The 24,510-nt window shown below is 70.1% G+C and carries 20 protein-coding genes, 1 other RNA gene, 1 pseudogene and 1 riboswitch; of the genes and pseudogenes, 6 read left to right on the top strand and 16 right to left on the bottom strand.

Annotated elements, in window-relative coordinates:
* Window positions 1-54: 54 nt before the first annotated feature.
* From cbiB to DFQ15_RS05870, 8 genes are all read right to left on the bottom strand, one after another.
* Window positions 55-1,041 carry an adenosylcobinamide-phosphate synthase CbiB gene (gene cbiB / locus DFQ15_RS05905; RefSeq protein WP_374941008.1) on the bottom strand — a complete coding sequence of 329 codons (987 nt, stop codon included), beginning with the start codon at window positions 1,039-1,041 and terminating at the stop codon, window positions 55-57.
* 124 nt (window positions 1,042-1,165) lie between these two features.
* Entirely contained in the window at window positions 1,166-3,289 is a 2,124-nt protein-coding gene (locus DFQ15_RS05900; protein ID WP_110465085.1) for a TonB-dependent receptor, read from the bottom strand.
* 91 nt (window positions 3,290-3,380) lie between these two features.
* Window positions 3,381-4,034, bottom strand: a complete 654-nt coding sequence (gene cobO / locus DFQ15_RS05895) for a cob(I)yrinic acid a,c-diamide adenosyltransferase (RefSeq protein WP_110465084.1) — start codon at window positions 4,032-4,034, stop codon at window positions 3,381-3,383.
* 139 nt (window positions 4,035-4,173) lie between these two features.
* The gene (locus tag DFQ15_RS05890; protein WP_110465083.1) at window positions 4,174-4,944 is read right to left on the bottom strand and encodes an ABC transporter ATP-binding protein; all 771 of its coding nucleotides are present in this window, start codon (window positions 4,942-4,944) and stop codon (window positions 4,174-4,176) included.
* A 64-nt stretch (window positions 4,945-5,008) separates the two neighbouring features.
* The gene (locus DFQ15_RS05885) at window positions 5,009-6,007 is read right to left on the bottom strand and encodes a FecCD family ABC transporter permease (RefSeq protein ID WP_110465082.1); all 999 of its coding nucleotides are present in this window, start codon (window positions 6,005-6,007) and stop codon (window positions 5,009-5,011) included.
* A gap of 76 nt (window positions 6,008-6,083) precedes the next feature.
* On the bottom strand, window positions 6,084-6,935 hold the full coding sequence (locus DFQ15_RS05880) for an ABC transporter substrate-binding protein (protein ID WP_233504307.1): 852 nt from the start codon (window positions 6,933-6,935) through the stop codon (window positions 6,084-6,086).
* Window positions 6,936-6,994: 59 nt separating this feature from the next.
* Complete coding sequence (locus DFQ15_RS05875) at window positions 6,995-7,591, bottom strand: bifunctional adenosylcobinamide kinase/adenosylcobinamide-phosphate guanylyltransferase (RefSeq protein WP_110465080.1); 597 nt, start codon at window positions 7,589-7,591, stop codon at window positions 6,995-6,997.
* A 117-nt stretch (window positions 7,592-7,708) separates the two neighbouring features.
* Window positions 7,709-9,592, bottom strand: coding sequence for a TonB-dependent receptor domain-containing protein (locus DFQ15_RS05870; protein ID WP_110465079.1), 1,884 nt, complete (start codon window positions 9,590-9,592; stop codon window positions 7,709-7,711).
* 89 nt (window positions 9,593-9,681) lie between these two features.
* A riboswitch (cobalamin riboswitch) is annotated at window positions 9,682-9,914 on the bottom strand.
* Between the two features lie 104 nt (window positions 9,915-10,018).
* Between DFQ15_RS05870 and DFQ15_RS05865 the strand changes: the two genes are divergently transcribed.
* The 3 genes from DFQ15_RS05865 (at window position 10,019) to ssrS (ending at window position 10,846) form a co-directional block, all read left to right on the top strand.
* On the top strand, window positions 10,019-10,261 hold the full coding sequence (locus DFQ15_RS05865) for a DUF904 domain-containing protein (protein WP_110465156.1): 243 nt from the start codon (window positions 10,019-10,021) through the stop codon (window positions 10,259-10,261).
* The gene (locus DFQ15_RS05860; RefSeq protein ID WP_110465078.1) at window positions 10,258-10,578 is read left to right on the top strand and encodes a cell division protein ZapA; all 321 of its coding nucleotides are present in this window, start codon (window positions 10,258-10,260) and stop codon (window positions 10,576-10,578) included. Before DFQ15_RS05865 ends, DFQ15_RS05860 begins: the two co-directional genes overlap by 4 nt.
* Window positions 10,579-10,665: 87 nt before the next feature.
* A non-coding RNA gene (ssrS, locus tag DFQ15_RS18270) (6S RNA) lies at window positions 10,666-10,846 on the top strand.
* Window positions 10,847-11,004: 158 nt separating this feature from the next.
* On the opposite strand, the gene DFQ15_RS05855 is transcribed toward ssrS, so the two are convergent.
* From DFQ15_RS05855 to DFQ15_RS05840, 4 genes are all read right to left on the bottom strand, one after another.
* Window positions 11,005-13,425, bottom strand: coding sequence for a sensor domain-containing protein (locus DFQ15_RS05855; protein WP_110465077.1), 2,421 nt, complete (start codon window positions 13,423-13,425; stop codon window positions 11,005-11,007).
* Window positions 13,422-14,765 (bottom strand): HD-GYP domain-containing protein, encoded by a 1,344-nt coding sequence (locus DFQ15_RS05850; RefSeq protein ID WP_233504302.1) that lies wholly within the window; start codon window positions 14,763-14,765, stop codon window positions 13,422-13,424. The genes DFQ15_RS05855 and DFQ15_RS05850 overlap by 4 nt, the downstream gene beginning before the upstream one ends.
* A 116-nt stretch (window positions 14,766-14,881) precedes the next feature.
* A complete protein-coding gene (gene lgt / locus DFQ15_RS05845; protein WP_110465076.1) occupies window positions 14,882-15,724 on the bottom strand; it encodes a prolipoprotein diacylglyceryl transferase in 843 nt (280 codons plus the stop codon).
* Between the two features lie 31 nt (window positions 15,725-15,755).
* A complete protein-coding gene (locus DFQ15_RS05840; protein WP_110465075.1) occupies window positions 15,756-16,694 on the bottom strand; it encodes a LysR family transcriptional regulator in 939 nt (312 codons plus the stop codon).
* Window positions 16,695-16,797: 103 nt separating this feature from the next.
* Here DFQ15_RS05840 and ilvD point away from each other — a divergent pair, with 103 nt between their 5' ends.
* Window positions 16,798-18,492 carry a dihydroxy-acid dehydratase gene (gene ilvD, locus DFQ15_RS05835; protein ID WP_110465074.1) on the top strand — a complete coding sequence of 565 codons (1,695 nt, stop codon included), beginning with the start codon at window positions 16,798-16,800 and terminating at the stop codon, window positions 18,490-18,492.
* Between the two features lie 134 nt (window positions 18,493-18,626).
* On the opposite strand, the gene DFQ15_RS05830 is transcribed toward ilvD, so the two are convergent.
* Entirely contained in the window at window positions 18,627-18,869 is a 243-nt protein-coding gene (locus tag DFQ15_RS05830) for a TIGR04438 family Trp-rich protein (RefSeq protein ID WP_110465073.1), read from the bottom strand.
* A gap of 54 nt (window positions 18,870-18,923) precedes the next feature.
* Here DFQ15_RS05830 and DFQ15_RS05825 point away from each other — a divergent pair, with 54 nt between their 5' ends.
* Window positions 18,924-19,232 (top strand): c-type cytochrome, encoded by a 309-nt coding sequence (locus tag DFQ15_RS05825; protein ID WP_110465072.1) that lies wholly within the window; start codon window positions 18,924-18,926, stop codon window positions 19,230-19,232.
* A gap of 33 nt (window positions 19,233-19,265) precedes the next feature.
* Here DFQ15_RS05825 and DFQ15_RS05820 read toward each other — a convergent pair whose 3' ends face one another.
* A complete protein-coding gene (locus DFQ15_RS05820) occupies window positions 19,266-19,787 on the bottom strand; it encodes a LapA family protein (RefSeq protein ID WP_110465071.1) in 522 nt (173 codons plus the stop codon).
* A gap of 192 nt (window positions 19,788-19,979) precedes the next feature.
* Window positions 19,980-22,016, bottom strand: coding sequence for an acetate--CoA ligase (gene acs, locus DFQ15_RS05815; RefSeq protein ID WP_110465070.1), 2,037 nt, complete (start codon window positions 22,014-22,016; stop codon window positions 19,980-19,982).
* 213 nt (window positions 22,017-22,229) lie between these two features.
* Here acs and DFQ15_RS05810 point away from each other — a divergent pair.
* Window positions 22,230-22,444 (top strand): annotated as a pseudogene (locus DFQ15_RS05810) (YqhA family protein); the annotation flags it as partial.
* A gap of 270 nt (window positions 22,445-22,714) precedes the next feature.
* Here DFQ15_RS05810 and DFQ15_RS05805 read toward each other — a convergent pair.
* On the bottom strand, window positions 22,715-24,040 hold the full coding sequence (locus DFQ15_RS05805; RefSeq protein ID WP_110465069.1) for a polycystic kidney disease 1-like 3: 1,326 nt from the start codon (window positions 24,038-24,040) through the stop codon (window positions 22,715-22,717).
* Between the last annotated feature and the right edge of the window lie 470 nt (window positions 24,041-24,510).

Here is a 24,510-nt window from a genome sequence, read left to right as displayed (position 1 = left end):
CAGACGGCGGCGATTGTGCGGCCGCAGGCGGTGCCGGGCCGCTACGCGCGCGGATCAGGCCATCCTAACCAATGCTATCGAATATATAGCAAGAAGTCCGCACAGTACGCCGGCCAGGACCGCTTTTATAGCAAAATCCAGTGCCTGCGCAGTGTCGGCAGGCAGCGGGGTGCGTCCGCCAGGATGCAGGTAGTAGGCGCCCGGCTTCGACAGCCGCACGCCCAGCCGCAGCGCCATCGCCCCCATCGGCCAGCCGCCGTTGGGCGAAGGGGTGCGACGGGCTTCGGCGGGCAGGCGCGGCCACAGCGCGGGTCGCAGGCCGAGCAACAAGGCCGCGGTGATGCGCGCCGGCAGCCACGACAGCACGTCGTCCGCCCGCGCGGCCCACTTGCCCGCCCATTCCCAGCGGCCCCGGTAGCCCCACATCGCATCGGCCGTGTTGGCGAAGCGGTAGACGGCCGCGCCCGGCAGACCGAGCAGCAAAAACCAGAACAGCGGCGCGACCACCGAATCGTTGAGGTTCTCGGCCAGGGTCTCGATCGCGCTTTCGCGGACCTCGGCAGCGCTCAATCGCGTCACGTCGCGGCTGACCAGCCGCGAGAGCCGAGACCGCCCGGCGTCGAGCGACACGGCCAGCGCGGCCTCGACCGCCGCCACTTCGTCGTGCAGCATGCGCCACGCCAGCAGCGGCTTGAGCGCGAGGCCGATCGCCGCCGCCGCCGCCCACGGCGGCAGCTGCAGCGCGACCCACTGCAGCAGCGCGGCGGCCCCTCCCACGGCGACCGCGCCGACGGCCCATGCGAGGGCGCCGGCGGCGAACAGGCGCCAGCGGCCGGTGGACGGGGAGCCATCGACGCCAGCGTCGGCATCCGCATCGCCCCGCCGCATCAAGCATCGCCCGGCAACACCCAGGTAGCGCCCCATCCCCACCACCGGATGCAAGACCCGCGGCTCGCCCCAGCGCCAGTCGACCGCGAGCGCGACCACCAGGGCCAGCGCCGCCAGCGTGGCATCGGCGAGCGCTGCGGACAGGCCGTTCACCGCCGCCCCTCCCGGCGCTGCCAGCGGCGCGATGCCTCGGCACGCGACGCGGCCGGCGTCACGCCCCGCCACGTGTGCGGAAAGACCAGGGCCGGCTTCATGGCGTGGGCGACCTTCTGCCGGCTCAGAAGCGGGCGCGCGCGGTCAGCTGCACGGTGCGCGGCGCGCCCAGCAGCCAGAACACGTCGCCCGCGCCGGAGAGCGCATAGACCTTGTCGGCGAGATTCTTCACCGCCAGGGCCACGGTCAGGCGGCGGGAGTAGGCATAGCTCAGCGACGCGTCCAGCACCGCATACGACGGCAGGCGCGCGGTGTTGGCCGCATTGGCCTGGCGCGGACCGACATGGCGGGCACCGAAGCCGGCCTGCCACTGCGGCCGGAAGCGGTAGGCGGTCCAGAGGCCGGCGCTGCGCTCGGGTACGTCGGGGGGCGTATTGCCGCTGCGGGACAGCACGCCGCCGCCGGCCTGGGCCTCGTCGAAACGGTCGTAGCGGGCGCGCAGGAACGAGGCGTTGGCATCGACCGTCCAGCCGCGCAAGGGCTCGGCGGCCAAGGCCAGCTCGATGCCGGTGGAGGACTGCCGGCCGATCTGCTGCGCCACCGCCGGGTCGAGCGGCTCGCGCGAGAGGATGTCGCGCTTCTGCAGTTGGTAGAGCGCCACCGTCCATTCGCCGCGCACCGCCGGCACGCTGCCCTTGGCGCCGACTTCCAGCTGTCGGCCCCGGGTCAGGTCGTAGGCGTCGGAGCCGTTGGGCAGGGAAAGCGATCCGCTCAGCGGATCGGTGCCGGTGCCGTACTGGCCGTAGAGCGATAGCGCGTCGTTCGCCGCCCAGACCAGGCCGATGCGGCCGGTCACCGGCGTGTAGATCTTGGCCTGGCGGGCGCCGGGCAGGCTGCTGCGCAGGTTGGTGAAGTCGAGTTCCATGTGGTCGCTGCGCAGGCCGGCCACCAGCTTCCACCGCGGTGCGAGGTCGAGCGCGTTCTCGGCGAAGAGCGCGCGGGTCTCCAGTGTCGAACGGCGGCCGGGCGTGGTGGGCACCGGGCTGTCGAACACACCCGGCGCCACCGCGAACGGATCGACCGTGCTGCCGCCGTCGTAGGGCGCATTGTTGGTGTGGAGCAGCCGGGTGCGGTACCCGTCCACGCCCACCACGAAGCGGTTGCGCCGGCCGGCGATCTGGCCGTCGAGCGTGGCGTCGAACCGGTTGCCGGTCTGCTGCTGGTCGTGGAGGATCTCGACGTAGTCGCTGCGGTTCACCCGGGTGCCGGTGGTGTCGAAGGCGTAGGTCTCGGCGTTGCGCCAGTGGCGCTGGCTGGTCAGGCGGTAGGTCTCGTTGCGCAGCCGCAGGCCGGGCGCGGCCCGGTACTCGACCTTGGCGCGCCAGACGCGGTCGTCGTAGCGGACCATGCCGTCGGCCAGGTTGAAGCCGGTGCGGCGCAGCCGGTCGTCCAGCACGCCGCCGCGCAGCGGGGTGCCGAAGTAGTGGCCGTCGTGGTTGTGCCCGGCGTCCACCGACAGGTCGATGCGCAGCGCGCCGGTCGGCCGCAGGGCCAGCGCGGCCGAGAGATTCTGCCGCCGGTAGGCCATGTCGAGGTTGTAGCCGCCGCTGCGGTCGGCATCCAGGTACAGGGAGTACGCCAGCACCTCGTTGACCGGCCCGCGCAGCCCCACGCCGGCCTGCAGCAGGCCGTAGGAGCCGGCGCCCACGAAGGCCTCGCGCTCGCCGCGGTCGAAGAGCGGCCGCTTGGTCAGGTAGTTGACCGCCGCGCCGAGGGCACCGTCGCCGTACAGCACCGAGGCGGGGCCGCGCAACACCTCGACGCCCTCCAGCGGCCAGGTCGAGAACGGATAGGTCACCGTGCCGTTGGCCACCACCAGCCGGGTGCCGTCCACCATCTGCGCCACCGAGTCGTGGCCGACGAAGCCGCGCGCCGCCAGCGCGGTGCCCCCGTTGCCGGGTGCGGGCGATTCGGTCACGCCCGGCAGGCGCACGGCCGCGTCCTGCGCCCGGGTCAGGCTGCGCTCGGCCATCTCGGCGCCGTCGATGCGGCTCACGCTGGCCGGCGTCTCCCGCGGCGCGAGGCCCAGGCGCGAGCCGGTCTCGCCCGGCAGGTCGAGGTCGAGCGAGCCGCCGGCCTCGGGCCGGGTGTCGGTGACCTGCTGGGTCGGCAGGTCGGCGGCGTGGCAGAACGGCACGGCGGCGCAGGCCGCGGCGGCGAGCCGCAGGGAGAAGGGCAGATGGCGCATGGTGGGACGTCGGTCGCAGGCCCTGGGGAGCCGGCAAGAATGCAAAGGGCGCTAACGATAATGCATTTTCATTAAAGAGCCGCGCCGTGCATCAGTCCTCGATGCCGCGCTGCGCCGGAATGCCGGCCTTGAACGCATGCTTGACCATCTGCATCTCGGTCACCGTATCGGCCAGCTCGACGATCTCGGGCGGGCAGCGGCGGCCGGTGAGCATCACGTGCACGTCCCTCGGTCGGCTGCGCAGCGTCTCCAGCACGCCGTCGAGCGGCAGCCATCCGTAGATCAGCGGATAGGTGATCTCGTCGAGCACCACCAGGAAATAGTCGCCCGAGAGGATGGCCGCGCGGGCCCTTTCCCAGCCGTCGCGGGCCAGTCGCGCGCTGCGCTCCAGGTCCTGGCTCTTCCAGCTGAAGCCGTCGCCCAGGCCCTCAAGAATGGGCCCCCACGCTCGGCACTGCGTGTCCTCGCTGCCCCCCGAGGGGGCCGCGTCCGGCTTGGGGCGGCCCGGCGCCGTACGGAATGCCTCGAGCTGCTCGAACGCGCGGTGCTCGCCGAAGCGCGCGCTGGGCACCTTCATGAACTGGTAGATCTTCACCGCCTTGCCGCGGCCGTGGGCGCGCAGGGCCAAGCCGAAGGCCGAGGTGCTCTTGCCCTTGCCGTCGCCGGTGTTGACGAGGACGAGACCGCGGCGTTCGCCCTCGGGCTTCTCGTACGGTTTTTCGCTGGGAGGGGTTTCGATCTGCATGGATGGTCTTTCTGGAAAGTTCAGCTGCCGGCGGCGGCGCCCCGGCCAGCCATTGGATGAACCGGGATGCTGCGGCCGAAGCCGACGGTGGATTTCCGGCGCATGCGCCGCCCTGCGCTTCAGCAGGCAGTGGCCGGCGCTACCGCGGCACCGCCACCCACTGGTCGTCCAGCCGCCGCACCGCGATGCGGTCGTCGAACACCGCCTCCACCGCGCGGTGCGTCGCCGGATCGCCGCAGGCCCCGCGGTGCCGGATCCGGCCGGCGTCCACCACCACCAGCGCGTCGGCATGCAACGCCATCGAGATCTCGTGCAGCACGCCGACCACCGTGCGGCCTTCGGCGACCAACGCGCGCACCGTCTGCAGCCAGTCGGCTTGGTGCGGCGGGTCGAGGTTGGCCAGCGGCTCGTCCATCAGCAGCACTTCGGCCTCGACCGCCAGCGCGCGGGCCAGCAGCACCCGCTGGCGCTCGCCGCCCGAGAGCGCGCCGAGCGGCCGGTCGCGCCAGGCCCAGGCCTGGGTGGCGCGCAGGGCGCGTTCCACCGCGGCGCGGTCGTCGGCGCCGGGCGCGGCCAGCCAGCGCCGGTGCGGCAGCCGGCCGAGCATCGCGACGTCGTAGACGGTCAGGTCGTCGACCCCGCCGCGGTCGCCCTCGCCCTGGCCCAGCCACGAGAGGCTGCGCGCGCGCTCCCGGCCGCGGTAGCCGCGCAGGTCGCGGTCGTGCAGCAGCACCTCGCCGCGGTACGGCAGCAGGCCGGCCAGCACCTTCAGCAGCGTCGATTTGCCGGCGCCGTTGGGACCGATGACCGAGGTCCAGCGGCCGCGCGCGAAGGCCACGTCGATGCCGTGCAGGATCGCGCTGCCGCCCAGCCGGGCGTGGACCTGCCGGGCTTCCAGCGCGGCGCTCATCGGACCCCTGACGCGCCGGGCGAGGCGGCGGTGCGCGCCGGCTGCGGTACGGCCGGGCGCGGGCTCACGACCCACCCCGCAGCGAACGCCGGTGCATCAGCCACAGCAGATAGCCGCCGCCGAGCAGCGCGGTCAGCACGCCCACCGGCAGCTCCTGCGGCGCGATCAGCCAGCGGGCCAGCAGGTCGGCCGCCATCAACAGCGCGCCGCCCATGCAGGCCGACAACAGCAGCAGCGCCGCATGGGTCGAGTGCAGCAGCGGGCGTACCAGGTGCGGCGCCGCCAGGCCAACGAAGGCGATCAGCCCGGTCTGGGCCACAGCGGTGCCGGTGGCCAGCGCCAGCACCGCGACCAGTGCGGCCCGCAGCCACGGCAGCGACAGGCCCATGCTGGCGGCGGTCGCCTCGCCCAGCGCCAGACCGTCGAGCACCGGTGCCAGCAGCCGCGCGGCCAACAGGCATAGCGCCAGCGCACCGGCCATCAGCGCCACCGCCTGCCAGCCCAGGAAGCTGGTGCTGCCCAGGGTGAAGCCCTGCATCGATTCGAGGATGCGCGGCGCCGCCACCGTGACCAGGTCCTTGCCCGCGCCCAGCACCACGCCGACGATCACCCCGCCCAGCAGCAGCCGCATCGTGTGCTGGGCGCCGCGCGCCAGCAGCAGCGTCAGCACCACGCCCAACACCGCGCCGGCGAAGGCGGCGCCGGTCACGCCCAGCTGCAGCCACAGGCTGCCGGCCGCGGAGGCGGCCCGGCCGCCCCACAGCAGCGCCAGCGCGGTGCCGAGCGAGGCGCCCGAGCCGCTGCCGAGCAAATACGGGTCGGCCAGCGGATTGCGGAACAGCCCCTGCGCCACCGCGCCCGCCAGCCCCAGCAGCGCGCCCGCCACCCAGGCGCCGGCGGTGCGCGGCAGCCGGATCTCCCAAACGATCTGCCAGGCGACCGGGTCCTGCCGCGCCGCCGCCAGTCTCTCGAAACCGGTGCTGCCGATGCCCGCGCCCAGCGCCAGCAGCAGCGCCGCCAGCACCAGCAGCACCGCGCCGAGCGCGACGGCACGGCCGTTCATGCGCGCCCCTTCCGAGCGGCTGCCGTCCGCACGCTGCCTGGACGGCAGGGCGCCGGCACCACGGCGCGGCAAGCCCTCACGGTGCCTTCTCCGCCAGGCAGCGCGCCATGATGCGGGCCGCATCGGCCATGCGCGGGCCGGGGCGCACCACCACGTCGGCCTCGTCGGGGCCGAAGACGCAGATGCGCTGCTCGCGGATCGCGCGCATGCTCTGCCAGCCGGGGTACGGCACCATCGACTGCATGCTGCGGTTGCCGACCATGATCACGTCGGGATCGGCGCGCACCACGTACTCGGGGTTGAGCCGCGGGAACGGCCCCATGTCGGTCGGCACCACGTTCTGCGCGCCGAGGCGCGCCAGCGTCTCCCCGATGAAAGACGCGGTGCCCGCCGCGTACGGCCCGCGGCTGACCTCGAAGTACACCCGCGTCGGCCTGCCGCGCCGCGGCGCCGCCCGCGCCGCCGCCTGCACGCCCGCGTCGATCGCCCGCCAGACACGCGCCGCCGCGTCGCCTTGCACCTGCAGCAGCCGCGCCAGGGTGTCGAGTACCCGCCGCACGTCGGCATGGGTCTTGGGCTCCAGCGCGACGACCTGGATGCCGAGCGCCTCCAGCCGGTCGCTGGCGCGCGAGGACACGGCCAGCAGCACCACGTCGGGCCGCAGCGCCACGATCGCCTCGATGTTCGGGTCGATGCCGCCGCCCACCTGCGGCAGCCGCCGCACGCTCTCGGGAAAATTGGAATACCGGTCGATGCCCACCAGCCGGTCGCACCGGTCGAGCGCGCAGACGCTTTCGGTGATCGAGGGCAGCAGGCTGACGATGCGCTGCGGCGGACGCTCGAACCGCAGGGTGCGCCCGCGGCCGTCTGTGACGTCGAAGGGCTGGGCCGTCGCATGGAGCGGGGCCGCCAGCGCCGACAGCAGCAGCGCGACTGCGGCGAACGCCCGGTGCCGGCGGGACGAGAGGAATGCGATGGTCGGCAGTCTCACGGCGTGTCCTTCAGCACAAGCGGCAGGCCGGCCGCCACCAGCGTCACCCGGGCGCAGGTGGCCGCCACGCCCTGGTTGAGCAGGCCGAGGGTGTCGACGAAGCGGCGCACCTCACGGCCGAGCGGCACGACGCCCAGGCCGATCTCGTTGGAGACCAGCACCACCGGACCGGGTGCCTGCTCGATTGCTATTAAAAGAATAGCTACCAGTCGGGACAAATCGCCGGCTGAAGGCATATTCGACTCGCTATTTTCTGCCGGGGCGGGCATCAGACAGTTGGTGAGCCACAGGGTGAGGCAATCGACCACGACCAAGGTCTCGGGCCGGCTGTGTACGGCCAGGGCGTCGGCCAGGTGCAGGGGCTCTTCCACCGTCTGCATGCCCGGCAGCCGCCCGGCCCGGTCCTGGCGGTGGCGGGCGATGCGGGCGCGCATCTCGTCGTCCCAGGGCGTGGCGGTGGCCAGCATCACGCCGCGGTGGCGCGGCGACGCGGCGAGCCAGGCGGCGGCCAGCAGCTCGGCGCGGCGGGACTTGCCGCTCTTCTGGCCGCCGAGAACCAGCTCGCTGCGGGCGACGAGGAGCGGCGCGGTCACGGCGGGGCTCTCCAGCCCGGCACGGCCGCGACGGTGGTCCTGCCCTGGCCCGAGGCCGACGCCGCCACCGGGAGGGCCGGGCAGGATGCGGCGGCGGTCACCACGGGGTGTGTCGCGTCACTGCGGCGCCCACTTCACGCCCAGATAGCCCGAGCGGCCGGGCGTGGCGTAGGTGCGGGCCAGCTGGTAGTCCTTGTCGGCCAAGTTGTCGATACGGGCGATCAAGGTGAAATCGCGCGCGATGCGGGTGCTGGCGTACAGGTTGAGCAGGGCGTAGCCGCCCAGGCGCCGGGTGTTGGCGGCGTTGTCGAAACGGCTGGCCGAGAACTGCGTCTCGGCGCCCACCGTCCAGCCGGCGACGGTGGTGTCGGCGCCCAGGGTGCCGTGGCGGCGCGACCGGCGGGCGAGTTGGCGACCCGAGTCGAGGTCCTTCGGGTCCTGGAAATCGAGCGATCCGCGCAGCGCCACGCCGGCCAGGGTGCGACCGCCCGACAGCGTCACGCCGCTGTACTCCGCATGGGCGACGTTCTGGTAGCAGCCGTCGCCCTGCTCCTGTAGGCACTGGGATGCGTCGACGAATGTGATCAGGTTCTCGACCTTGTTGCGGTAGGCGACGATGCCGGCGCTGGCGGCGCCCTCGGCCCAGCGCAGGCCGGCCTCGACGTTGTGGGCGCTCTCCGGTTTCAGGGTCGCCGTGCCGTAATCGCTGAAGCGCTGGTAGAGCGTCGGCGCGCGGAAGGCACTGCCGATCGACGCGGTGGCGCGCAACTGCGGCGCGATCGCATAACCGTAGGCGGCGCTGCCGGTGGTCTTGCCGCCGAACTCGCCGTCCTTGTCGTGCCGCGCGTTCAGCTGCAGCGTATGCGGGCCGGTGTGGAAGCCGTAGCCGAGCGCCAGCGCGTTCTGCGAACGGGTGCGGTCGAGCGGTCCGTTGAACTCCAGCGGATTCTCCAGCCGGTCTTCGCGCCGCTCCAGCGCGGCAGTGGCCAGGTGCGGGCCGCTGCGCCACTGGTTCTGGAACAGGTAGCCGCGCAGCGTGGTGGCGGTGATGTAGGCCGAGGGCGTGGTCTCGTAGCGGCTGCGCGACTCGGTCACCTGCAGCTTGGTGCTGTAGCTGTCGGTCCACTTGGCCTGCCAGGCGAGGCCGCCGGTGCGCAGGCGGTGCAGGTTGCGGTCGTCCGCCGGACTGGCGGGCAGGTAGGGAACGTTGTCGTACCGCGATTCGAGGTTGTTGGCGAGGAAGGTGCCTTCGATCCGGTGGCGCGGGTCGATCTGCAGGCCCAGGCGGGCGCTCAGGTTGGTGGACTCGTAGCCGTCGCGGTCGGGGTCGCGCAGGCCGTCGGTGCGACTGCGCAGGCGGTTGGGCTGCACGTCGAAGCCGTCGCTCTTCTCGCGGGCGATGCCCAGCGCATAGTCGATCGCGCCGCGCTCGTCGGCCACGCCGCTGATGCCGGCCTCGGCCTTGCGCAGGCCGTAGCGGCCGACGCCGACGCCCACGTAGGGCGCGGGCCTGCCCGGCTCGCCCTTCCTGGTGAAGAGCTGGATCACGCCGCCGATGGCGTCCGATCCGTACACCGCGGCGGCGGGGCCGCGCAGCACTTCGATGCGGTCGATCTGCGCCAGCGGAATCTGCTCCCACACCGCGCCGCCGGTGGCTTGCGAATCGACGCGCACGCCGTCGACGTAGACCGCGGTGAAGCGCGACTCGGCGCCACGGATCGACACGCTGGTGCTGTTGCCCGGGCCGCCGTTGCGGATGATCTCGATGCCCGGCTGGCGGGCCAGCACGTCGGCCACGCCGACCGCGCCGCTCAACTCGATCCGCTCGCGGTCGATGATCGAAACGTCGGCCAGCAGGTCGGACAGGGGCTGGGCCACCCGGGTGGCGGTGACCACGGTGTCCTGCAGCTGGGCACCGGATGCGGTCTGGGCGAGAAGGGGAAAAGCGGCGGACAGGGCCAGGGCGAGCGCGGACAGGCGCGCAGCGGTAATGGTTTTCATCGGGAACACCACAAGAGAGCAGGAGCCCTGGCCGACTTCCCCGCCGGCGTGTGGGCGTCACGGACGCGCCGCACGGAACGATCCGGGCGCACGCATCCACCTCGTTGGCCGGTATCCGGGCTGGCGGAACGGCACGCCTCGCCTTCCCAGGCACGCGTTCGGTGCGCCCAGTGGCGTGTGTGGAGGCATGCAGAGTCTCGCGACTCGTCCGCTGACCGTTGCGGGGGCAGCGCAGGTCAGGCACCGTGCGGCACCCTCCTGCTTCCCGTTGAACTGCGCCCTGCTGAACCAGGCCGCGAGCACCAACACAGGCGATTCTAAATGTGTCCGATTGCAGCCGGTGCCGCATGTGCCCGCGAAAGCGTGCCGATGTCGCTTTTCAACCTGCCTGCCATGCCGGTCGAAACCCTACAATCGCTGCCTCATATGGCTCCAACCGCCCCCCTCGACCAAATCGCCGAACGCGTCGAACGGCTGTTGCTGCGCCATGCCGAGATGCAGCGCGCGCAGCGGGCGATGGGCCGGCAGATCGCCGCGCTGACCGAGGAGCGTGATGCGCTCAGGCACCGCCTGCGCACCGCGCGCCACCGGCTCGACGCCCTGATCGACCGCCTTCCGCCCGACCTGTCCGCCCTGCAGGATGCGTCCAAACCGCGGGACTTCGAATGAAGCAGCTCGAAGTGCAGATCATGGACCAGAGCTACCTGCTCGGCTGCCCCGAAGGCGGCGAGGCCCGGCTGCGGGCCGCGGTCGAGCGGGTCGATGCGACGATGCAGCGCATCCGCGAAGCCGGCAAGGTGCGGGCCCGCGACCGGATCGCCGTGCTGGCCGCCCTCAACCTGGCGTTCGACGTGATCGACAGGGCCCCCGAGCCCCCGTCCATCACGCCTGCCGCAGCGGCGCCCGGTGCCGACGAGGACGGTGCGCGCTGGCGCCACCTGCTGGCGCGGCTGGACGAGGCGCTGGACGACCGGCCGCCAGCCTAGAGCGCCGCAGCCGCAGGACCGCACCGCCCCATGGATATTCGGGTACAGGTTTTCCCTTGCCGCACCGGTCCGCAGGCCTACAATCGACAGCGTCTGCGGTGCACGCCGGGCTTTATATTTCCTTGAACCAATGCTCATTGAGCCCGGGCTTGGTACATCGCCGGGCAGGCGTGATCATCTCGCGTCAGATGAACCCAATGCCTGGCTGCCCTCGCCCACCTGAACCCCCGGTTCAGGATGAGAGTTCGGTGGCATTCGCAGACACCCGCTTCCTTCTCGGTGCACCGGCCCCGCGGCACTCCCCGCGTCCTTGGTCGCTGCATCGACGACATGCCGATCCATGCGCCGACGGCGTGCACGCTCCACAAGGGCTGCCGGCGCCCAGCTTCGTCGTGGCCGGCGCACCTTGGCGCGGGGTCGTTCCGTTCAGCCCCGGGGCGGCATGAAAGGCTGTGCCTGCATCCGCACCGTCAGGTCTTCTGCCGGCATACCCGGCGCGCAGAGATACCCCTGGAACAGGTTGCAGTGCAGCGCGTGCAGGCAGTCGCGCTGGGCGTGGGTCTCGACCCCCTCGGCCACCATCTCGAAGCGCAGCGCGTGGCCCATGCTGATCATCGCGGTGACGATGGCCCGGTCGCTCTCGTCGTCGGGCAGGCCACGCACGAAGGACTGGTCGATCTTCAGCCGGTGGATCGGGAATTTCTTCAGGTAGGCCAGGCTGGAGTAGCCGGTACCGAAATCGTCGATCGCCAAGCGCACGCCCAGTTTGGCCAGGGCGTCGAGCCGCAGCACCGCCTCGTCGGCGCCCTGCACCAGGATCGACTCGGTCAATTCCAGCTCCAGCAGCTTCGCATCCAGGCCGGAGACGCGGATCGCGGTGGCCACCCGTTCGACGAAGTCGGGCTGCCGAAACTGCAGCGCCGACACGTTGACCGAAACCGGCACCGGCGTGCCCGCCTGCTGCCACAGCGCGCCCTGGCGCACCGCTTCCTCCAGCACCCAGGCTCCGATCGCGATGATGAAGCCCGACTCTTCGGCGAGCGGGATGAACACGCCCGGCGACACCGAGCCAAGTTCGGGGTCGGTCCAGCGGATCAGCGCTTCGACGCCGACCAGCTCGCCGGTGCGCATGTCGATCTGCGGCTGGTAGTGCAGCCGGAACCGCTGGTGCTCCAGCGCCTGCCGCATCGCATGGTCCATCTGCATCCGCGCCAGCAGGTTGGCGTTCATCTGCGGCTGGTAGAAGCGGTAGCTGCCGCGGCCGTGCTCCTTGACGCGAAACATCGCGGTGTCGGCATGGCGCACCAGGTCGTCGAGCGTCTGGCCGTCCTGCGGATACAGCGCCACGCCGATGCTGCAACTGACCGAGAAGCGCATGTCGTCGAGCATGAACGGCTGGGCCAGCGCCTCGATGATCCGCCGCGCCACGACTTCTGCCGAAGGCGCGTCGGCGTTGTGCAGATGGATCACGAACTCGTCGCCGCCCAGGCGCGCCAGCGTGTCGGCCAGCCGCAGGCAGCTTTTGATCCGGTCGGCCACCTTGACCAGCACACGATCGCCGAACTGGTGGCCGAGGGAATCGTTGATGTTCTTGAACCGGTCGAGATCGACGAACAGGACCGCGAACGGCGCGGGCGCGTCGCAGTGCAGCTGCAGTACCCGGTCGACACGGCGTGACAGCAGCAGCCGGTTGGGCAGGCCGGTCAGCACGTCGCTGTAGGCCAGGTCCTCGATCCGCTGCTGCGCGGCACGCTGGCCCGACAGATCGCGAAAGAAGCCGATGGTCTGCACCACCTCGCCCGCAGGTCCTCGCAGCACGACCCACGACAGCCGCACCGGGCAATTGGAGCCGTCGCCGCGGCGGTGCCAGACCTCGCCTTCCCAGAAGCCCGAGGCCTGCCAGGACTTCTGCACTTCGGTGAACAAACGTCCTGCGTCGCGTTCCTCGAACAGGTCGATCGCGCTCAGGCCCACCAATACCTCGTGCTCGTGGCGGGTCAGCTTGCAGCAGGCCGGGTTGACCGAGACCACGCGGTGGTGCGCATCGGTGATGAAGACCGCGTCCGGGCACGACTCGAACACCTTGGCCGCGAGCCGCAGGCCTTTCTCGGCGGCGGCGCGCTCGGTGATGTCGTGAAACGAGAAAACGCGGCCGATGATGCGGCCGCGACTGAACTGGGGCAGCACCGTGCGCTGCAGCAGTCGGCCCGAGCGCAGCAGCAGCATGTCGGTGGCCTCGGACGCGATGGACGCGTTGATGTCGGCCAGCCGCTGCAGGTAACGCGCGCTGTCGTCGACCTGCGCGGCCAGCAGCGCGTGCATCGCCGCGTCGTCCCGCTGCATCAGCATCGACTTGGGAATCTCCCACATCTGCGCGAAACGGCGATTGAAGGCGCGCATCGCGCCGTCGAGGCCGCAGACCAGGATGCCGTCGGCCGTCGATTCGAGCGTGGCGCGCAGCTCGGCGATCAGCGTTTCCAGCTCGTCCTCGGCCTTGCGCTGCTGGGTGCGGTCGACCATACCGACCACCCACACCGGGCCGTGCGGCGACCATTCGGCCGACTCGATGCAGCGCTCGACGTGCAGCACCGTGCCGTCGGCCCGCACCAGGCGGCTCATCGAACGGATCGGCTGCGCAGTGCCTTCGAGGGTGTCCTTCCAGAAAGCGGTGTCCTCGAGCGTGTCGAACACCTCGGTCGCCGGGCGGCCGACGAGCGACGAGCGTTCCAGGGCCAGCAGCACCGTGGCGGCCTGGTTGGCGTAGAGCACCTTCAGGGTGGCCGCATCGACGACGCAGACCGCCTCGAGCAGCCCTTCGATCAGCGGCGCGGAGCCGTACGCGATCACGCGGCGACCCCGATAGCGTCGGGATCGGCAGCGCGCTCGAAGAAGTAGCAGATGCGGCGGCGCGGCGAGAGATAGTCTATCGCCGCCTTAGGCAACTGGTGCGGCTTGAGGCTGCGCCGGATGCCCAGCTCGGGCTGGGTCTCCAAGTCGAGGATCAGCGCCTCATTGCGGGGCACCGCCGGGTCGTGCAGGATCACCTTGGGCCGCAGTGGCCGCTGCGCGTTCACCGACACCACCAAACCGTAGCGGTCGTTGCCCAGCTGCACGATCGAGCCGGGCGGGTATACGCCCATCATCCGGATGAAGGCGCCGAGCACGACCGGGTCGAAGTTCGTCTGCATCTGCGCGAATATCAACGACAGCGCCTCGTGCGGTGTGGTCACCACGCTACCGCGGGCCGGATTGCAGAGGTTGTCGTAGCGGTTGACCAGCGACACGATCTTGCCGGGCATCTGCATCCGGTCGGCCGTGATCCGGGCCGGGAAGCCGCTGCCGTCGACCATCTCGTGGTGCTGGGCGATGCCCGCGACCACGCCGGGCGGCAGGCCCATGCTCTGCGCCATCGAGATGCTGTGGGACACGTGGCTCTGGTAGAGCCGGTGCTCCACCGCGCTGAAACCGTCCTCGGCGTTGCGGAACCGGTCGGGCAGCTCCAGCTTGCCGATGTCGTGCAGCAGGGCGGCCAGACCCAGCTCCACCAGGGCCTCGCGCTGCAGGCCGAGCGAACGGCCCAGCATCAGCGAGACGACCATCACATTGACCGAATGCTGGCCGCTGCGCTCGCCGACGCTCTCGGACAGCAGCCGGATCACCGACTCGCCCTGTCCGATCAGCTCGTCCACACAGCGGCTCGCCACCGATTCGCTGTCCTGACGCGCCAGGAGCGGGCTCGCATGCAACGTCTCGACCACACGGCGGAACTGCCGGGAAGCGTCGGAGAACTGCCGCTCGCAGACAGCCAGCCGGTGCTGCTCACGCTCGAGCCTGCGGGCCCGGGCGCGGCGGGCGGCGCCGTCCGTGGACACTCCGTCGGTTCGGTCGCCCGCGACACCGGTGGCGTCGCAAGAGGATTCAGGTGCCGCCTCGGCAGCGTCCGGGACCGGAGGCGCGGGGGTATCGCTGCGCTCGGGAAAATGCCGCACGTTCGCCACCCCCAGCGAGACGATCGTGCGGATCTGCTCGTCGGTGGAAATCCTGAAGCTGTTGAGAGGAAAGGGATGGTCCATCCATCCCAGGTCGAGCTGAATGAACATGCCCTTGCGCAGCTCGCTGACATCGATGAGCTTCGACTGTCCTTCTTCCATGGGTGCCTTCAGGCGGTCTTCCTCGAGGAGCGGCATGTCGGAATCGCAGGCGATGGCTTGCGTACTGTCAGCATGTTACACAACAAAGCCAAGCGGATGAGCGACCGCCGGGCGCGGACCGCCGACAGTCCGGACCGTTGCCGCGCGACAAACTATCGGGCTTCGACTGCGGTGCCGTTCGCCACCGGAAGCGCCGCCGACGGCGCCCGCAGGTACATCCACGCACCGGCGGCCACCATCGGCACGCAGAGCCACTGGCCCATGCTCATGCCGAGCGACAGGATGCCGAGGAAGTTGTCGGGCTCGCGGAAGAACTCCGCGACGAAGCGCAACACGCCGTATCCGACGAGGAAAGCCGCCGCCACCCGGCCCTGCCGGCGGGGACGCCGCGCGTACAACCACAGCACTACGAACAGCAGCACGCCTTCCAGCAGGAACTGGTAGACCTGCGACGGATGCCGCGGCTGCATCGAGCCGCTCTGCGGAAACACCATCGCCCAGGGCAACCCGGCGTCGGCGAAGCGGCCCCACAGCTCGCCGTTGATGAAATTGCCGACCCGGCCGGCCGCCAGCCCGGTCGGCACGCAGGGCGCGACGAAGTCGGCCACCTGCAGCAAGGGCCGGTGCCGCGACCGGGCGAACCACACCATCGAGGCGATCACGCCCAGCAGCCCGCCATGAAAACTCATGCCGCCCTGCCAGACATAGACGATCTCCAGCGGATGGGTGGCGTAGTAGCCGGGCTTGTAGAACAGGCAGTAGCCCAATCGCCCGCCGATCACGACACCCAACACCCCCAGGAACAGGATGTCTTCGACGTCCTTGCGGGTCCAGGCGGCGGCGCCCTGCATCGACGCGTAGGGTTCGTGGCGCAGTCGCAGCCTGCCCAGCAGCAGGAACAGGCCGAAGGCGGCGAGGTAGGTCAGGCCGTACCAGTGCACGGCCAACGGGCCGATCTGCAGGGCGACCGGGTCGATGTGGGGATACAGGAGCATGGCCGGTATTGTGCCGTGGCCCCATGACGGTTCAGCCGCCCTGCGCCCGCCGCACGAAGCCGACGAAACGCGCCAGCGCCGGATCGACCGGCCCGGCCGGCCAGACCAGGCTGGTTTCGCAGACCGGCACCACCGGCCCGCCGCGCCGCGACGCCAGGCCGCCCTCGCCCTGCGCGCGGTAGACGACGCCTTCGCGCCGGAACTGCACCACGCTCTCGGGCACCCAGGCCACGCCCAGCCCGGCCGCCACCAGGTTGACGATGGTCTGCATCTGGATCGCCTCCTGCGACACCACCGGCGATCGGCCGGCCGCATGGTAGAGGCCGAATACCGCGTCGTGCAGCGAGGGCGCGATGCGCCGGGGGAAGACGACCAGCGGCTCGGCCAGCACCGCGTCCCACCGCAGCGGCGCGGCCTGCGCCAGTGGGTGGTGGGCCGGCAGCGCCAGGACCAGCGGCTCGGTCGCGACCGGTAGGTGCTGCAGGCCGGCGGGCGCGAAGCCGGGCGAATGCAGCATCAGCCCCGCGTCGATCTCGCCGCGGGCGAGCAGCTGCAGTTGCACGTCGCCGGTGACCTCCACCAGTTCCAGTGCCACCTGCGGGCTTTCCACCCGGAAGGCCCGGACCCATGCCGGCAGCTGCTCGAAACCGATGGTGGAGACGAAGGCGAGGCGCACCCGGCCCACCTCGCCCGCAGCCGCGGCGCGTGCCCGGGCCGGCAGCGACTGGGCACGGGCCAGCAGATCGCGCACCTCCGGCACCAGGGCATGGCCGGCCGGTGCCAGGGACACCCGCCGCCGGCTGCGGTCGAAGAGCTGGACGCCCAACGTGCGCTCCAGCCGGGCGATGGCCTGCGTCAGCGGCGGCTGGGTCATGTGCAGCCGCTGGGCGGCCCGGGCGAAGTGCAATTCCTCGGCCACGGCCAGGAACTGGCGCCAGAGCCGCAGGTCGATCGGGCCGTCGGGTTTCATATGTACAGCATATCAATCGGCCCTTTGAACGGGATTGGATGCGCGGAAGCGATCGGCGCATACTCCGCCTGCTCCGACAGAACCACCCCACCAGAGAGACCCGATGGACACCAAAGTCATCCAGATCAACCGCCGCAGCGCCAACATCACCGAAGGCAAGTCGCGCGCCCCGAACCGCTCCATGTACTACGCCATGGGCTACCAGGAAAGCGATTTCAAGAAGCCGATGGTGGGTGTCGCCAACGGCCACAGCACCATCACCCCCTGCAACTCGGGCCTGCAGAAGCTGGCCGATGCGGCCATCGAAGGCATCGAAGAAGCCGGTGGCAATGCGCAGGTCTTCGGCACGCCCACCGTCTCCGACGGCATGGCGATGGGCACCGAGGGCATGAAGTACAGCCTGGTGAGCCGCGAGGTGATCAGCGACTGCGTCGAGACCAGCGTGCAGGGCCAGTGGATGGACGGCGTGTTGGTGGTCGGGGGCTGCGACAAGAACATGCCCGGCGGCCTGATGGGCATGCTGCGCGCCAACGTGCCGGCCATCTACGTGTACGGCGGCACCATCCTGCCGGGCCGCTACCAGGGCAAGGACCTGAACATCGTGAGCGTCTTCGAGGCGGTGGGCGAGAACGCCGCCGGCAAGCTGAGCGACCACGACCTGCACGAGATCGAGAAACGCGCGATCCCCGGCACCGGCTCCTGCGGCGGCATGTATACCGCAAACACGATGAGCTCGTCTTTCGAGGCGCTCGGGATCAGCTTGCCCTACTCCTCGACCATGGCCAATCCGCACGACGAGAAGGCCAACTCGGCCAAGGAATCGGCGCGGGTGCTGATCGAGGCGATCAAAAAGGACATCAAGCCGCGCGACATCGTCACCAAGAAGGCGCTGGAGAACGCGGTGGCGGTGATCATGGCCACCGGCGGATCGACCAACGCGGTGCTGCACTTCCTGGCGATCGCGCATGCGGCCGGCGTCGAATGGTCCATCGACGACTTCGAGCGCATCCGCAAGCGCACGCCGGTGCTCTGCGACCTGAAGCCCAGCGGCCAGCACCTGGCGGTCGACCTGCACAAGGCCGGCGGCATCCCGCAGGTGATGAAGGTCCTGCTGAAGGCCGGCCTGCTGCACGGCGACTGCATCACCATCACCGGCGAGACGATCGCCGAGGTGCTGAAGGACGTGCCCGACGTGCCGCGCGCCGACCAGGACGTCATCCGCCCCATCGACAACCCGATGTACGCGCAGGGCCACCTGGCGATCCTGAAGGGCAACCTGAGCCCCGAGGGCGCGGTCGCCAAGATCACCGGCCTGAAGAACCCGGTCATCACCGGCCCGGCCCGGGTGTTCGACGACGAGCAGTCGGCCTTGGCCGCCATCCTCGACGGCAGGATCGTCGCCGGCGACGTGATGGTGCTGCGTTACCTGGGCCCCAAGGGCGGCCCGGGGATGCCCGAGATGCTCGCCCCTACCGGCGCGCTGATCGGCGCCGGCCTGGGCGAGAGCGTCGGCCTGATCACCGACGGGCGCTTCTCCGGCGGCACCTGGGGCATGGTGGTCGGCCACGTGGCGCCCGAGGCGGCGGCCGGCGGCACCATCGCCTTCGTGCAGGAAGGCGACTCGATCACCATCGACGCGCTGCAGCTGGTGCTGGAGTTGAACGTGCCGGAGGCCGAACTGGCCCGCCGCCGCGAAGGCTGGACCCCGCCCGCTCCGCGCTATACCCGCGGCGTGCAGGCCAAGTTCGCGTTCAACGCGGCCAGCGCCAGCAAGGGCGCGGTGCTCGACGACTACTGAGCCGCGCTGTAGGCGGGGCAGCATGCAAGCCGCGGCCATCGCTCCGATATCGAAACACCCGCGGCGCACGCCGGCGGGCGTTTTGCATCGAAGCGTCGGTGCCGGTGGGGTGGCAGCCGGCACCGGACGGCACCTCAGCGCCGTTTTTTGGTGTCCAGGCCCAAAGCATCGCACTGCTTATTGATGCGGTCGGTCTTGCGCTTGTCCATCTTGTCCATCTCGCGGCGCTTTGTCAGGCCGCTGCTGTCGGCCCAGGCCCACCAGGCCACCGCCAGGGCGAACGGCGCCAGCACGATCCACCAGCTCCAGCCGACGACCGGGCCCAGTTCGAGCCATTTCATCGCCAGCAGCACCAGTCCGAGTCCGAGGAAGTACATAGGGGCCTCACTACAATCCGGCCAGACTGTACCCCAGCCGAAAGCCGCCCGACCATGCACCGCCTCCTGCCTCCTGCCGCCGTCCTGCTCCTGGGGCTGGCGTGCCTGCCTGCGCGGGCCGACTTGGCGCTGGCCAAGGCGCGCAACTGCATGGCCTGCCACAACGTCGAGCGCAAGATCGTCGGACCTTCGTTCAAGGCCATCGCGCAGAAATACGCCGGCCAGAACGTCGACGACCGGCTGGCGCAGAAGATCGTGAAGGGCGGCTCCGGTGTCTGGGGGCCGGTGCCGATGCCGGCCAATTCGCAGGTCAGCGATGCCGATGCGAAAGCCCTCGCCGCCTGGATCACCGAGCTGAAATAGCCCGGCGCTCGTGGAGCGTCTGACGTTGCGCGATCAGATCACCAGCGGATCGTTCGGGCCGCGCAGGCTCTGGCCGCCCGGGAAGCGTTCGCCGCGGTCGAGCCGGTCCTGCAGCTGGCCGAGATACGCGGCATTGCTGTTGTCCGACTGCTCGGCACGGGCGACCAGCGACGCTTCCAGTGCCGCGATCCGGGCGAGCAGCGCGTCGCGGTCGTTGCGGCCGTCAAGTTCGGTCTGCTGCAGCTTCACTTCCAGGTACTGGCGCAGTTCGGTGAAGCGCGAGGCTTCTGCCTTGTCGGCCAGGTCGCGCTGGGTCTGCATTTCCTTGCTATGCCGGCGGGTCTCGACCAGCACCGAGCCCTGCAGGTAGACGACGTACGCGACGAAGAGGATCGCCAGCAGCACCGTCAGACCCAGCATGATCAATCCGAGCGGCGCCTGGATGACGGTAACGCCGAACGACACCGCGGTGGGTGCCGCCAGCGTGGTCCAGTTGAGCATCGCCAGCAGGGCGATGACGAGGGCGATGACAAGGAGCAGGACGGTACGGATCATGGCGGGGCCTGGAGTCGGGGGAGTTGCGAGGTTGTACCGCAGGGCTCCGACGCCATGCGTTACCGCTCGCAAGTCCCGGTTACGTCCTGCGGTCCGCCCAGCCCGCCGGATTCCGGTTTCGAGCACACAACGATGCTGCAGCCGGCTTCTGGAGCCGACTTCATGCTACTTCTTTAATAGCAAACCCGAAGATCAGTTGACTTCGGAGAGCTGGTCCAGGATCGCCGGGTTCTCCAGCGTCGAGGTGTCCTGGGTGATCGCCTCGCCCTTGGCGATGCTGCGCAGCAGGCGGCGCATGATCTTTCCGCTGCGGGTCTTCGGCAGGTTGTCGCCGAAGCGGATGTCTTTGGGCTTGGCGATCGGCCCGATCTCCTTGGCCACCCAGTCGCGCAGCTCCTTGGCGATCGCCCTGGCTTCCTCACCGGAGGGACGGGCGCGCTTGAGCACCACGAAGGCGCAGATCGCCTCGCCGGTCATGTCGTCGGGCCGGCCGACCACCGCCGCTTCGGCCACCAGGTCGGATTTGGAAACCAGCGCCGATTCGATCTCCATCGTGCCCATCCGGTGGCCCGAAATGTTGAGCACGTCGTCGATCCGCCCGGTGATGCGGAAGTAGCCCTTGTCGGCCCCGCCGGTGCCGGTGCCGGTGCCGCTGCCGTCGCTGCGCACCGCGCCGTCGCCGGCCAGGTACACGGTGCCGCCCATCTCTTCGGGAAAATACGATTTCTTGAAGCGTTCCGGGTCGTTCCAGATAGTGCGGATCATCGACGGCCAGGGCCGGCGGATCACCAGGATGCCGCCGACGCCGTCGGGCAGCGGCTTGCCGGTCTCGTCGACGATCTCGGCGGTGATGCCCGGCAGCGGCAGGGTGCAGGAGCCCGGCACCAGGGTGGTGGCGCCCGGCAGCGGCGTGATCACGTGGCCGCCGGTCTCGGTCTGCCAGAAGGTGTCGACGATAGGGCAGCGCGCGCCGCCGACGTTGCGGTGGTACCACATCCAGGCTTCGGGGTTGATCGGCTCGCCGACCGAGCCCAGGATGCGCAGCGAGGAGAGATCGGAGCGCTCGGGATGCACCTTCTCGTCGGCCTCGGCCGCCTTGATCAGCGAGCGGATCGCGGTGGGCGCGGTGTAGAAGATGGTGATCTTGTGGCGCTCGATCATCTGCCAGAAGCGGCCCGCGTCCGGGAAGGTGGGCACGCCCTCGAACACCACCTGGGTGGCGCCGGCGGCGAGCGGCCCGTAGGCGACGTAGGTGTGGCCGGTGATCCAGCCGATGTCGGCGGTGCACCAGAAGACGTCCGACGGCTGCAGGTCGAAGGTCCAGTCCATCGTCATCCTGGCCCACAGCAGGTACCCGCCGGTGGCGTGCTGCACGCCCTTGGGCTTGCCGGTGGAGCCGGAGGTGTAGAGGATGAAGAGCGGATGCTCGGCGCCCACCGGCACCGGCGGGCAGTCGGCCGACTGGCCTTCCAGCGCTTCGGCGAAGGTCTTGTCGCGGCCCGCGGTGCGCGGCCAGGCGGTGGCGGTGCGCTCGAAGACCAGCACCGTCTTCACCGCCTCGCAGCCGCCGATCGCAAGGCCGTCGTCGACGATGGCTTTCAGCGGCAGCTCCTTGCCGCCGCGCATCTGGTAGTTGGCGGTGACGACCGCCACCGCGCCGACGTCGATGATCCGCTCCTGCAGCGCCTTGGCCGAGAAGCCGCCGAAGACGACGCTGTGCGTGGCGCCCAGCCGGGCGCAGGCCTGCATCGCGACCACGCCCTCGATGGTCATCGGCATGTAGATGACGACGCGGTCGCCCTTCTTGATGCCCTGCGCCTTGAGCGCGTTCGCGAAGCGGCAGACGCGCTCCAGCAGTTCCTTGTAGGTGACGGTGGTGACCGCGCCGTCGTCGGCCTCGAAAATGATCGCGGTCTTCTGCTCCACCGGCGTGCCGATGTGGCGGTCGAGGCAGTTGGCCGAGGCGTTCAGCTCGCCGTCGTCGAACCAGCGGTAGAACGGCGCGTCGCTCTCGTCGAGGGTGCGGGTGAAGGGCCTGGTCCAGTTCAACTGGGACCGGGCACGCCGGGCCCAGAAGCCCTCGAAATCGTCCGCCGCCTCCTGGCAGAGCGTGTCGTAGGCGGCGCGGCCGGCGACGTTGGAGGCTCGGGACATCGCTTCCGAGGGCGGGAAGACCCGGTTCTCGACCAGCACGGATTCGATCGACGACGGCGACGCTGCTGCGCTCATATTGTGTCTCCTGGTATGACGCGGAAAAGGTTCCGCGCGGCTGTGGAACCGGGCCCTCACGGGCCCCTGACCGGACCGCGCGCGGGCGCCGGAGCGGCCGCGCAGTGCAAGACGCAACTCTACAATGCCCGCCCCTCACGCACCTGCCAAGCCCCCATGTCCGACCCGACCCCGCCGAAACGCGCCCCGATGACGGCGTTGGCGAAGCTGATCTTCGCGAGCCGGCCGCACCTGCAGCGCCACCGCGACCAGCCCTAATGGCCGGGCCATGTGAACGCGTCGTTGCTGAAGGTCGAGCTGACGACGTCGATCATCGGCATCAGCTCGCTCCACCAGCTGAAGACCTTCGTCAACGCCGACAACTACACCTACCGGGTGCTGATCGCGCAGAGGTGATCCACATCGCGTTCCTGCTGTCGGCGATGGCGTCCCGGTGTCGGCATCGGGTCACGCCGCTGCATTTCAGACCCGCCAGACGCTCTTCCGACAGGCCCAGCACGCCCTGCAGCATCACGCGGGTGTCGTACGACAGCGGCGGCGGCGCGTCGCGATTCGGCATGCGCTCGCCGTCGATCCGGAACGGCGGCAGGAACACCGGCATGGTGCCGTTTCGGGATGCGGCCGCTGCGTAACCAGGCCGGCGCTCTGCGCGCGCGGCGTATCGCATCACCGCGACTCCGTATCGCGCATGCCATGCCCTAGGAAAAAGAGGGCGAGGGCGCGCCGTCGGGTGGCCGCGCGCTACCGGCGAAGCGGAGCAGCGCATTTTCGTACTGGTGGCGATTGGAGTGGTAGCCCAGGAAACGGCCGAACGTCTTCGACTCCGAAGGCTTCGGCGGCTGGGATTCGAACCCGTCATCGCTCTTGAGTCCCAGCGCGAGGCGAACCAGGCCCTCGGATTGATAGCCGAGATAGCGTAGGCTGTCCACCAAGTTCCGGCGAGGCTTTTTATCGTAATCCAGGGTGATGATCAGGCCTTGGGCCTCTCGCTCGGGCGCAACCAGCACGGCCTCCTTGGCCGCATGCCGAGCCTGCGCCCTGCTGAGCAGCGTGGGGTCCAGAAGGATGAGCGAGGGGGGCTTGTCCAGCGCGATGTGCCCCTGCAGGGCCTTGCTGAACATCTGCGCGGAACCGCCCCCTAGGGACAGGCCGCACACGCGGACGATCTCCACGTCCGGCGCGGAGGCCGACGCGGCCCTGGTTCGCAGGATATCCGCCACCACTTGCCCGGCCTTGCAGGCGTTCCGGTAGACATCTCCGATTCCACCCTGAAAGATCCGCTTGACCTGGTTGTCGGCCCGGTCGGGAATACCGTCGAAATAGACGCTCACCTCGACTTTCTTTCGCTGCGTGACCGGATCGACGGCTTCATGCTCGCGCAACCAAAGGTGCGTTTTCACCGCCAGGTCTTGGAGCAAGCGGCGTTGCTCACTGGAGGCCCCCTTCACCAGCGCGGAGTCCTTGATGCGCTGCATTTCCCGAATTCTTTCGTATTTCGTGAAGACGTCGTCGAACCTCAGACCTTGCAGTCGGTGGGCCACCGCCCGGGCGGTCGATGCCGCGGCTTGCGCATCGGACAGCGCATCGGCGGGCGGGCTGGGCAATCCCAGTGCCTGGGCCAGCGACGATATCTGGGCCGGAGGCAGGGTGGACACATCGGCATCCGGTTGCCGGACCAGGTCGATTTTCTTCGCGATCGTGTCTTTGCGTCGGCGCGAAGATGGCGGCTTTTTCGCCTGGGCATCCGGGACCGGCGGACAATCGGTGGTTACGGTAACGGCACTCGGCGCAGGCACCTCTCCGTCCGCGGGCAAGCATTCGATCTCGTCCGTGCCTCCGGCCGGTGCGGCATGCCCGCCATCGCCGGCACCGCGCGCCGGAAGCGACTGTGCCGCCTGGATCGCTTCGCTTCTGGCGTCGTGGTGCATCAGCGCCGCCAACGTGCCACGGCTGCCCCTGGGGAGTTCCTGACCCGCTGGCGGCGACATCAACTGCGCGAGCGGCCCCTGCGTGCCCGTCGGCAAGTCGATCCAGGCAGACCGCGTGGCGGCCGAGCCGCGCTCGGGAAGTACCGCGTTCTGGCGCCGCAGCGACGGCTGCGGGGATGGACGTTCCCCGGATGGGGCGGGGGGTTCGCCCCGGCGCGCGGCCCATTCGGGAGGAAGGGCACCTGCCGGTCGGGACCGGGCGGCGGCTGACGCCGACCTCGCGGGATCCGCGGCAGCCGCAGGGTCGGCGGGCGGACGGCCGTATCCGGTGAACAGCGAGCGAAGGCTTGACAATTTCATGGGAAGTCAGCGCAGTCACGTGACCGATGAACGATCGAAAGGAGGCCATGCAAGCCCAGCCAAGTCGATGGTCTTACCGGACCTGACCTTATCGCACCGGCCAGCCCGGCCTGTGCATGAAAACGAAGCCGTGGGCGCGGGGCCGAAGCGTTGCCTGCACGCCGGGTGATCAGTCGACCTTTTCAGCCGCCAGGACGCACGAACAC

The sequence above is a fragment of the Xylophilus ampelinus genome (assembly GCF_003217575.1).
Classification (GTDB): domain Bacteria; phylum Pseudomonadota; class Gammaproteobacteria; order Burkholderiales; family Burkholderiaceae_C; genus Xylophilus; species Xylophilus ampelinus.
Note: the sequence above shows the minus strand (reverse complement) of the source record. Positions and strands in the feature narration are given on the sequence as shown.